This window comes from Staphylococcus sp. EG-SA-17, assembly GCF_017151845.1.
GTDB lineage: Bacteria > Bacillota > Bacilli > Staphylococcales > Staphylococcaceae > Staphylococcus > Staphylococcus aureus.
In genome coordinates this window covers 1-249 of sequence record NZ_JACVZO010000154.1, presented here as the reverse complement: position 1 = coordinate 249, position 249 = coordinate 1, and the positions used below count along the sequence as shown (strand labels likewise).

1 protein-coding gene is annotated in these 249 nt (G+C 31.7%); it reads left to right on the top strand.

Annotated features, from left to right (window positions below; all coding sequences use genetic code 11):
- Window positions 1–249: hypothetical protein (locus tag IDG65_RS14515; protein ID WP_206174266.1), on the top strand; the 249-nt coding region annotated here is incomplete at both ends.

The window sequence follows — 249 nt, the reverse complement described above, 5'->3', positions numbered from 1 at the left end:
AAGTACATTACTTACAACTTTTTCTGTGTTTTTAGCTACTTCTTCTTTTTGTCCTACAGCTGTTTTATACTGTAGTGATATTTTCGATGGTGTTTTAGCGTCTAATTGCATTGCCAATTTTGAAAAGGATGCTGAGAAAGATTTCTTAAAAGATAAAACAATGCATTTACAATTGTTATTTGGACAAGCAAATCGTCAAGATGAACCAAATGATAAGAAAGCAACGAGTGTTGTGGATGTAACATTGAA